This window comes from Bartonella sp. AS69XJJH (assembly GCF_042195585.1).
GTDB lineage: Bacteria > Pseudomonadota > Alphaproteobacteria > Rhizobiales > Rhizobiaceae > Bartonella.
The window spans coordinates 56,326-65,090 of sequence record NZ_JBHIOO010000005.1 but is presented as its reverse complement, the minus strand read 5'-3'; the positions used below and the strand labels follow the sequence as shown (position 1 = coordinate 65,090).

General features: G+C 41.4%; 6 protein-coding genes. 4 read left to right on the top strand and 2 right to left on the bottom strand.

The genetic code is table 11. The features are described from left to right. Positions 1 to 1,526 precede the first annotated feature (1,526 nt). Positions 1,527 to 1,910 (bottom strand): cell division protein ZapA, encoded by a 384-nt coding sequence (locus ACFIK6_RS03865; RefSeq protein ID WP_375641847.1) that lies wholly within the window; start codon positions 1,908 to 1,910, stop codon positions 1,527 to 1,529. A gap of 12 nt (positions 1,911 to 1,922) precedes the next feature. Further along, positions 1,923 to 2,198 carry a DUF4164 domain-containing protein gene (locus ACFIK6_RS03860; protein WP_005774573.1) on the bottom strand — a complete coding sequence of 92 codons (276 nt, stop codon included), beginning with the start codon at positions 2,196 to 2,198 and terminating at the stop codon, positions 1,923 to 1,925. Positions 2,199 to 2,532: 334 nt separating this feature from the next. Here ACFIK6_RS03860 and tkt point away from each other — a divergent pair, with 334 nt between their 5' ends. From tkt to ACFIK6_RS03840, 4 genes are all read left to right on the top strand, one after another. Further along, entirely contained in the window at positions 2,533 to 4,539 is a 2,007-nt protein-coding gene (gene tkt, locus ACFIK6_RS03855) for a transketolase (protein WP_375641846.1), read from the top strand. Between the two features lie 202 nt (positions 4,540 to 4,741). Continuing rightward, positions 4,742 to 5,749, top strand: a complete 1,008-nt coding sequence (gene gap, locus ACFIK6_RS03850; RefSeq protein WP_375641845.1) for a type I glyceraldehyde-3-phosphate dehydrogenase — start codon at positions 4,742 to 4,744, stop codon at positions 5,747 to 5,749. A 525-nt stretch (positions 5,750 to 6,274) separates the two neighbouring features. Continuing rightward, a complete protein-coding gene (locus tag ACFIK6_RS03845; protein ID WP_375677405.1) occupies positions 6,275 to 7,468 on the top strand; it encodes a phosphoglycerate kinase in 1,194 nt (397 codons plus the stop codon). A gap of 149 nt (positions 7,469 to 7,617) precedes the next feature. Beyond that, positions 7,618 to 8,649 (top strand): class I fructose-bisphosphate aldolase, encoded by a 1,032-nt coding sequence (locus tag ACFIK6_RS03840; protein WP_375641844.1) that lies wholly within the window; start codon positions 7,618 to 7,620, stop codon positions 8,647 to 8,649. Positions 8,650 to 8,765 lie beyond the last annotated feature (116 nt).

Sequence of the window (8,765 nt, the reverse complement as noted above, 5' to 3'; positions counted from 1 at the left end):
AAATCTCTTGCGTATTGCTTCTGTCTCTCAAGATGGAACGAAAGGGATTTGAGCCATTTACGCATGGTGTTTTTTCAATGCACCTTTGAACAGGCTTTAAAACAACGGGTGTGCGCTTCTTGTGAATGCCTCCATAGATCCATTATTCTTTTATTTTTCATCGTAAGATAGCAAGGTGTTGCGTTAGGTCGTCCAGTTTGGTGATGAAAGCAGAGGCGGTGATGTTGTCTGTTGATTTTTGTTTTAGTTCTGAGGAAGCTGCTTTTGCGGTAGGGCATTTAATGAGAGAGCCCCTTTTATTTCATTGAGGCATATTGGGGATTTTTTATTGATGTTTATACGAGCAAGATGTTCATTGATAATGAGAGTTCATTCTTTTGCTTTTTGAAGGAGAGCCTTGAAATTTTTCTCATTTTAAACTTTTGCAAACAGAATTGAATAAAATTAAAGTTATGTGCCTAAAAAATCATGCTGGTATGTCATGAAGAAAATGATGGGTGAATGTGTTTTTAAAAATATGCTTTGTCGGCACATTTAAAGCATATTGATTTATAATGATAATATAGCGTTCTTTATATTCTATCAAAATTCTGAATACCGTAAGATTGTCTTATTTTAAATTTGTGCATGTTTTGTCAATCATGACTATTTGCTTACAAGCGGGTGTGGGGGTATGGGTAAAAAACTGTACAAGAAAGGTGCCCCTCTTATGAATCGTTTTACGAGCCAAGGGGGCGCAATATTGGGGGTGTTCATAATGATGGTACCGGTTTGCTCTTTCTTTTATTAAGCACGGCGTTTTGAGAGCTGAGGAGAGAGTATAAGGATAAAGATGGCGGTAGGGAATGTTTTCAAGAGCTATTATTGTTATTTATGATGTTTGAAGTTGTATGAGATTAACATACTCTTCGGGTTTGGCTTTTTTCCTGCTCTAAAGGATGAAAATACTAAAGTTCACGCTGGTTTATAAACGATACGGCTCTTCTCGGTGGGTTCCCTCTAATGGATATTTCAGGTGCCAAGATTCCATGGTGCTTATATTATTAAATGGCGGTGTTTTACGGTATAATAGATAAGGTTATTTTTTAATATATCTTAAATCTGCTTGATATTATCTAGGGGGGCAAGGACTTTTAGTATGCATTCATAGGGAACATGAATATAGTTCTTTTTCTTGGAGGATGCTTTATTTGTTTGTTGCTGTTGTCATTTATGTGATTTTTTTTACAATGATGTTGGTTTTGGATTTTGGTTTTGTTATCTTGATGCGCTGTTAAAAGACATCTCATTTGAAATGTGGTGATATAAGGTTGCCTTCTTGATATAGGAAGTGTTTGTGCGGAGGTGAAATATGCAGGGTCGGGCTTTCTTGTTGAGGTTTAAGTGAATCCCATACGTCGTGAGTAGCTGGAATCCTCTCTATAAAAAACCGGACTATTTACAGATTGGTGTGGGTTTAAGAATTTTTATCCTGTGAGGTGTGGGCGGAAATTCAAATTTCTGGTTTATTACACGCTAATGTGCTTTTAGAAATCTTCCTGTTCCTGTTCTTGAATGTTTGTACTGTTTTGATCATCTTTGAGCAATTGGTTGGTGAGGTTTTCAATGCGTTGTGTGGTGTCACGCATAATTTTCCCCATGGTGCGGTCTCTTTCGTTGTGGAGTCGTAAAAGAGCATTGTAGTCTTCTTGTAATTTTTTATTTTCTCGTTTTATTTCTTCCATTTCATCGATAATCATTATGCCCGCCATAACCGATAAACGATGGTCGCCAATTTCACCAAAATTGTTCTTTAAATGTGTGATATATTGATCCAATTGAGCAGCAAGCGCAATAAGACGACGTTCTTGTCCTTTATCACAAGCCATGCGATAAATTTTACCATCAATGGTAACGGAAACAGTTTCCATACATTCAAACCTTTATCTATCAATGACGACACGAATTGTTTCCATTGCTTTAATAAGACGTTTGGAAACTTCTTTGTTTACGGACTCTAAGCGTTCAATTTGGGCTTCAGCTTTGTCAAGCGCTTGGGCAAGATGGCTGCGGTCAGCATTCATTCGTTGGATTTCTTCTTCCCATTCGTTATTTTTATCAATAACGGCATTGCGGTTTATTATGGTGATCTCTAAAGTTCTAAGTGCCTTTTCTAGGTGCTCTAGAGCATCTTGTAGAACTGTAGTCTCTTGGTTCATTGCTTTTATCCTTTGGGTAATTATATCCTTTATCAATGTGTTATGCAAAAACGAATCACTTTCACTCTTGTGTTGTGTGCATTTTATTTTTAAGTATGTAGGATATTTTAGCAAGCAAAGCAGGGGTGAGATATAAATTAAAAGCTGGATTTTTTGTGCGTATTGGCATAAATGACATGGATATACAGGACGCGTGAGGGGAATGTTATTAATGCTATTGAAGTGGTGGCAAAAAGTCTCACGCTAATGGTTAGAAAATAGTATTTCTTGAGAATTTTAAGAGAATACGGAAAAAGCAACAGAATAACGTATTTAACGAAATGGTCGATTATTCATGACAAACACCCACCAACAGAATCAGATGGCCAATGCTATCCGTTTTCTTGCTATTGATGCGATTGAAAAAGCAAATTCTGGTCATCCAGGCTTGCCAATGGGAGCAGCCGATATTGCTACGGCTCTTTATACACAATTTCTTGCTCATGACCCCAAAAAACCTCGTTGGCCTAACCGTGATCGTTTTGTATTATCGGCGGGGCATGGGTCTATGTTGCTTTATGCTCTCTTGTATCTTTCTGGTTATGAAGATATTGGCATTGAAGATCTTAAAAACTTTCGCCAATTAGGGGCAAAGCTTGCTGGGCATCCAGAATATGGGCATGTGGCAGGAATCGAAACAACCACTGGTCCTCTTGGACAAGGGTTGGCAAATGCCGTGGGAATGGCTCTTGGGGAGCGTTTGCAAAATGCCCGTTTTGGCGATCTTATCAACCATTACACTTACGCGTTGGTGGGCGATGGGTGCCTTATGGAAGGGATATCTCAAGAAGCGATTTCTCTTGCTGGTCATTTGAAACTCAATAAGCTTATTGTGTTGTGGGACGATAATAATATTTCTATCGATGGAGAGATTTCCCTTGCTGACAGTACTGATCAGATTGCGCGTTTTAAAGCATCTGGTTGGGAGACACATAAAGTCAATGGGCATGATCAAGCAGCAATTGCACGGGCTATTGAGGCGGCACAAAATTCTGATAAACCAACTTTGATCGCTTGTAAAACAACAATTGGTTTTGGAGCGCCAAATAAAGCGGGTACCAATAAAGTTCATGGAGCCCCTTTAGGCGCACGAGAAATCGCTGAAACCCGTATCGCTTTAGGGTGGGATGCTGAGCCTTTCGTTATTCCAGCTGATATTCTGGATAATTGGCGCTTGGCAGGGCTTAATGCTGCTAAAAGGCGGCAAAAGTGGGAAGCAAAATTTGCTGATCTTCCTGTCTCAGAGCGTGTGGAGTTTGAAAGATTGATGCGGGGCGATCTCGTGGGTGGATTTGATGGCGCTATTGATACTTATAAACAGAAACTCGTTGAAGAGTGCCCCGTTGTTGCTACGCGTAAAGCTTCGGAAATGGCTCTTGAAGTTATCAATGGAGTCGTTACTGAGACCATTGGTGGTTCGGCTGATCTAACCGGATCTAATAATACCAAAAGCAGCCAGATGAAAAGTATCTCTGCTGAAGATTTTTCAGGGCGCTATCTGCATTATGGAATTCGCGAACATGCAATGGGAGCTGTGATGAATGGTCTTGCCCTTTATGGCGGCTTTATTCCTTATGGGGGAACCTTTTTATGCTTTTCTGATTATATGCGTCCAGCTATGCGTTTGTCTTCTCTCATGGGGTTGCGGGTGATTTATGTCATGACTCATGATTCTATCGGTCTTGGTGAGGATGGGCCGACGCATCAACCCGTGGAGCATTTAGCTTGCCTGCGCGCAATGCCTAATCATCTTGTGTTCCGCCCTGCTGATGCTATGGAGACAGTGGAATGTTGGCAATTGGCTCTGAAAGCACGCGGGACGCCTTCTACCTTGGCCTTGAGTCGACAAAATCTACCGCTTTTGCGTCAAGAGTATGAAGAAGAAAATCTTTGTATGCTTGGTGCTTATGAATTTCTAACAGCTAGCGATGATGCTCAAGTGACGCTGTTTGCTTCTGGTTCAGAATTGCAAATTGCAGTAAAAGCACATGAAGTCTTAGAAGAAAAAGGCATCCCAACGCGTGTGGTTTCTGTGCCTTGTTTTGAACTCTTTTCTCAACAGTCTCTCTCTTATCAGCGTGCTCTCATTGGAGATGCACCGATTAAAATTGCCATTGAAGCTGCCGTCGCCCAAGGGTGGGACCGTTTTATTGGCTGTGATGGTGTGTTTATCGGTATGGAGGGCTTTGGGGCAAGTGGAACAATTGATGCCCTTTATGCACATTTCGGTATTACTTGTGAGAATGTGGTCGCCACTGTTGAAAAAGAACTTGGAAAGATCAAAGAAGAAAAGACAAAATGACGGTTTGTGTTGTCATGAATGGGGTGGTTTTAGGGCATCATATTCTGTGCAGTTTTGTGGATGATCTTGTGCATTATTGTGGATAAGTGGGTGAGTGATCAAGATATTGACATTGTGGGAATTAATGATTTTGGATTGGTGAAATACCCATTTATTGTTTTTTAAATGTTGTGCTTAAAAAATTGATGAGGAAACATGTGAAATGACAGTTCGTGTTGCAATTAATGGGTTTGGTCGTATTGGTCGCAATATTTTACGTGCACTTGTGGAAAGTGAACGGAAAGATATTGAAGTGGTCGCAATTAATGATTTGGGATCGGTGGAAACAAATGCCCATTTGTTGCGCTATGATTCAGTTCATGGGCGTTTCCCTGGGACCGTTAAGGTGGTAGAGGATGCCATTGACGTGGGGGGTGGTTTAATAAAGGTATGCGCAGAGCGCGATCCTGCTCTATTGCCTTGGAAAGATTTGGATATCGATATTGCTTTGGAATGTACGGGCATTTTTACTGCGCGTGATAAAGCAAGTGCTCATTTGGATGCGGGGGCAAAGCGTGTTCTTGTTTCTGCGCCTTCTGAAGGAGCAGATCTTACGGTCGTCTATGGAGTTAATCATCAATCTTTAAGCAGCGAGCATCGCGTTGTTTCAAATGCTTCTTGTACAACCAATTGTTTGGCGCCTGTAGCACAAGTTTTGCACAACACGGTGGGTATTGAAAAGGGCTTCATGACAACAATCCATTCTTATACGGGTGATCAACCTGTGTTGGATACAATGCATCGTGACCTTTATCGTGCACGTGCAGCAGCCCTTTCTATGATTCCTACTTCAACAGGAGCGGCAAAAGCTGTGGGATTGGTCTTACCAGAATTAAAGGGATTGCTTGATGGTGTATCGATTCGTGTTCCGACCCCTAATGTTTCTGTAGTTGATTTGACATTTATCGCTAAGCGTTCCACAACAATTGAAGAAATTAATACAGCTATTGCTGCTGCTGCACAAGGTTCTTTGAAGGGCGTTTTGGACACTACAGAAGAAAAACTCGTGAGTTGTGATTTTAATCATAATCCTCATTCAGCTATTTTCCACAATGATCAAACAAAAGTGATTGATGGTAAGCTCTGTCGCGTTCTAGTTTGGTATGATAATGAATGGGGCTTTTCTAACCGTATGAGTGATACGGCTGTGGCTTTTGCTAAGACAATATAAGAGGACCTCATGGTCCTCTTTTTATAGGGAAAAGCCTCATTTTTGTACGATTTTGAGAAAACATATAGAGGCTGTTGTTCTCATACGCTAGAGAGAAGAGACTATTGAAAAATTGATGATGTGTTTTGTTTTAATACTGTGTCAATACGTGCTTTTAAAAGCTGCATGAAAGAGTAAACTTTGAAAAAGTAAGATCTGAACGAGATACCCTTTGAGAAAACGTCAGAAAACAGGAGATGTAAACTCTTTTGCCTAGAAAGAAAAGGCAAGCTTTAATAGAGATAAAGTTGAGCCAATGCATTTGTTTGCCACAATTTGTTTGCCACAATGGGATATGAAGATTAAGAGCAATGGTGGGCTTTTGTACATTTGACGATGAAGCTTTGGCTTTTCAAGCAGAGGATGAGAGATAGGCTGTCGTAGATCTCTTGTAAAAGCAAAGAGGGGGATAAGTGGAAAGAAAAGTGGGCAGGGTTGTTGGATGCGTTTTTATTTGAAACAATCGAAAGTGAAGAGGAAGCAGTGATGGTGTTTCGTACACTTGATGATGTTGATGTTTTGGGCAAACGTGTTCTTGTGCGGGTGGATTTTAATGTGCCAATGGCGCAAGGCAAGGTCTGTGATACGATGCGCTTAGAGCGACATAAAGAAACAATCATTGAGCTACAAAAGCGTGGTGCTAAACTTATTCTGCTTTCTCATTGTGGTCGCCCCAAAGGAAAGGTAGAGCAAGAGTTTTCACTCCGTCCTGTTGTGCAAGTGCTGGAAAAGATCATTAATCAGCCGGTTGCTTTTGCTCCTGACTGTATCGGTTCGGCGGTGCAGGTTGCGGTTGAGTCATTACAAAATGGTGGTGTTTTATTGCTTGAAAATGTTCGTTTTTATGCTGGTGAAGAAAAGAATGATTGTTCTTTTGCGGAAGCTTTGGCTCATAATGGGGATCTCTATGTTAATGATGCTTTTTCAGTTTCTCATCGTGCCCATGCTTCGGTGGAGGGAATAACGCATTTGTTGCCTTCTTATGCAGGGCGCTCTTTGCAAGGTGAATTGCAGGCATTAGAAAAAGGACTTGGCAATCCAGCACGTCCTGTGGTTGCCATTGTGGGAGGAGCGAAAGTTTCCAGCAAGCTTTTTGTGCTCAATCATTTGGTGGAAAAAGTTGACTCTTTGATTATTGGTGGGGGGATGGCTAACAGTTTTTTAGCAGCGCAAGGTGTGTCTGTTGGGAAGTCACTGTGTGAACATGCATTGATGGAGACGGTAAAAAAAATTATTAAAAAAGCGCAAGAGTGTCAATGTACGCTTTTGCTCCCCGTAGATGCTGTCGTTGGATTTCGTTTTGAAAAAGATGCACCGCATCGTCTTTATGACATTGAGGATATTCCACAAGATGGCATGATATTGGATATTGGGACGCGCTCTATTGCGCATATCAATGCTGCGATAGATGAAGCTGCTACTCTTGTGTGGAATGGACCCCTTGGTGTTTTTGAGATGTCTCCTTTTGACAAGGGAACCATTGCCGTTGCACGCCATGCGGCAGAACGTAGTTTGACAGGAAAGTTGGTTTCAATTGCGGGAGGGGGCGATACAGTTTTTGCTCTTAATCATGCTGGTGTTGCCAATGATTTTACTTATCTCTCGACTGCTGGAGGAGCTTTTTTGGAATGGATGGAAGGTAAGGTTCTGCCTGGCATTCTTGCCCTTATGCAGGCTTAAAGGGTTTCTTTGAAGAGAAGGTTAAAGAAAAACTATACGGTCGTTTAAGGGTGTTTTGATAGTGTTGCGCATTTTTAGAAATTAAAAAAATATTTTTAGAAGTTTTAAGACAAAATGAAATTTTGAGACAAAATAAAGAGGAATTTTTTATGAATGAACGGCTTGAAGATATTGCACTTGCTTTGGTGCATGCGGGTAAAGGTATTTTGGCGGCAGATGAAAGTACGGCAACCATTGGAAAGCGTTTTGAAAGTATTGGTGTTGAATCCAATGAAGATAGGCGCCGTGCTTATCGTGAAATGCTTTTTAGTACAAAAGAAGCAATGGAAGGCGCTATCTCTGGGGTTATTTTATTTGATGAAACCATTCGGCAAAAAGCATCAACTGGGAAAATGTTGACGGATCTTATTCGGGATGCAGGCGCTTTGCCAGGGATTAAAGTTGATACCGGTGCAAAACCTTTATCCGCTTTTCCTCAAGAGACAATTACTGAAGGGTTGGATGGTCTTCGTGAGCGGCTAAAAGACTATTATGCTTTGGGCGCACGTTTTGCTAAATGGCGTGCGGTAATTGCTATTAATGAACACACTTTGCCAACAAGAGGAGCCATAAGACAAAATGCACAAGCTCTTGCACGCTATGCTGCCTTGTGTCAGGAGTTCAATATTGTGCCGATTGTTGAGCCGGAAGTGTTGATGGATGGATCATCGTGTGGGCATTCCATTGCGCGTTGTTTTGAGGTGACAAAAGCTGTTTTACAGACTGTCTTTAAAGAATTGTTTGAAGCTCGTGTTCTTTTGGAGGGGATGATTTTAAAGCCTAATATGGTGATTGATGGAAAGGATGCGCGCAAGGCTTCTGTTGAAGAAGTTGCTGAAAGGACCGTCCAAGTGCTTAAACAGACTGTTCCTGCCGCTGTTCCTGGAATTGCTTTTCTTTCTGGAGGGCAGTCTGATCAGGAAGCAACGGCGCATTTATCTGCCATGAATTCTTTGGGCGCATTGCCTTGGAAATTGACCTTTTCCTATGGACGAGCATTGCAAGCATCTGCTTTAAAAGCATGGGCTGGAAAAGATGAGAATATTGCTGTTGCACAGAAGGCATTTCGTCATCGGGCTTTGATGAATCATCTTGCGGCTTTGGGACAATGGACAACAGAACAAGAAAAAGCGTGCGCTTGAAGCACAAACCCTATACCTAAATGCGGAGAGGTTTTACATGTTTCTGCGTGTTTTTTTTGTGCCCTCATCATGATAAAAATGGCGAGGGCGTTTTAGGTTTGAAAGCTTTCTCAGAG

Excerpts from the sequence above, each read along its gene's own strand:
- ACFIK6_RS03865 (WP_375641847.1), bottom strand. The coding sequence starts at position 1,910 with ATGGAAACTGTTTCCGTTACCATTGATGGTAAAATTTATCGCATGGCT.
- ACFIK6_RS03860 (WP_005774573.1), bottom strand. The coding sequence starts at position 2,198 with ATGAACCAAGAGACTACAGTTCTACAAGATGCTCTAGAGCACCTAGAA.
- tkt (WP_375641846.1), top strand. The coding sequence starts at position 2,533 with ATGACAAACACCCACCAACAGAATCAGATGGCCAATGCTATCCGTTTT.
- gap (WP_375641845.1), top strand. The coding sequence starts at position 4,742 with ATGACAGTTCGTGTTGCAATTAATGGGTTTGGTCGTATTGGTCGCAAT.
- ACFIK6_RS03845 (WP_375677405.1), top strand. The coding sequence starts at position 6,275 with ATGGTGTTTCGTACACTTGATGATGTTGATGTTTTGGGCAAACGTGTT.
- ACFIK6_RS03840 (WP_375641844.1), top strand. The coding sequence starts at position 7,618 with ATGAATGAACGGCTTGAAGATATTGCACTTGCTTTGGTGCATGCGGGT.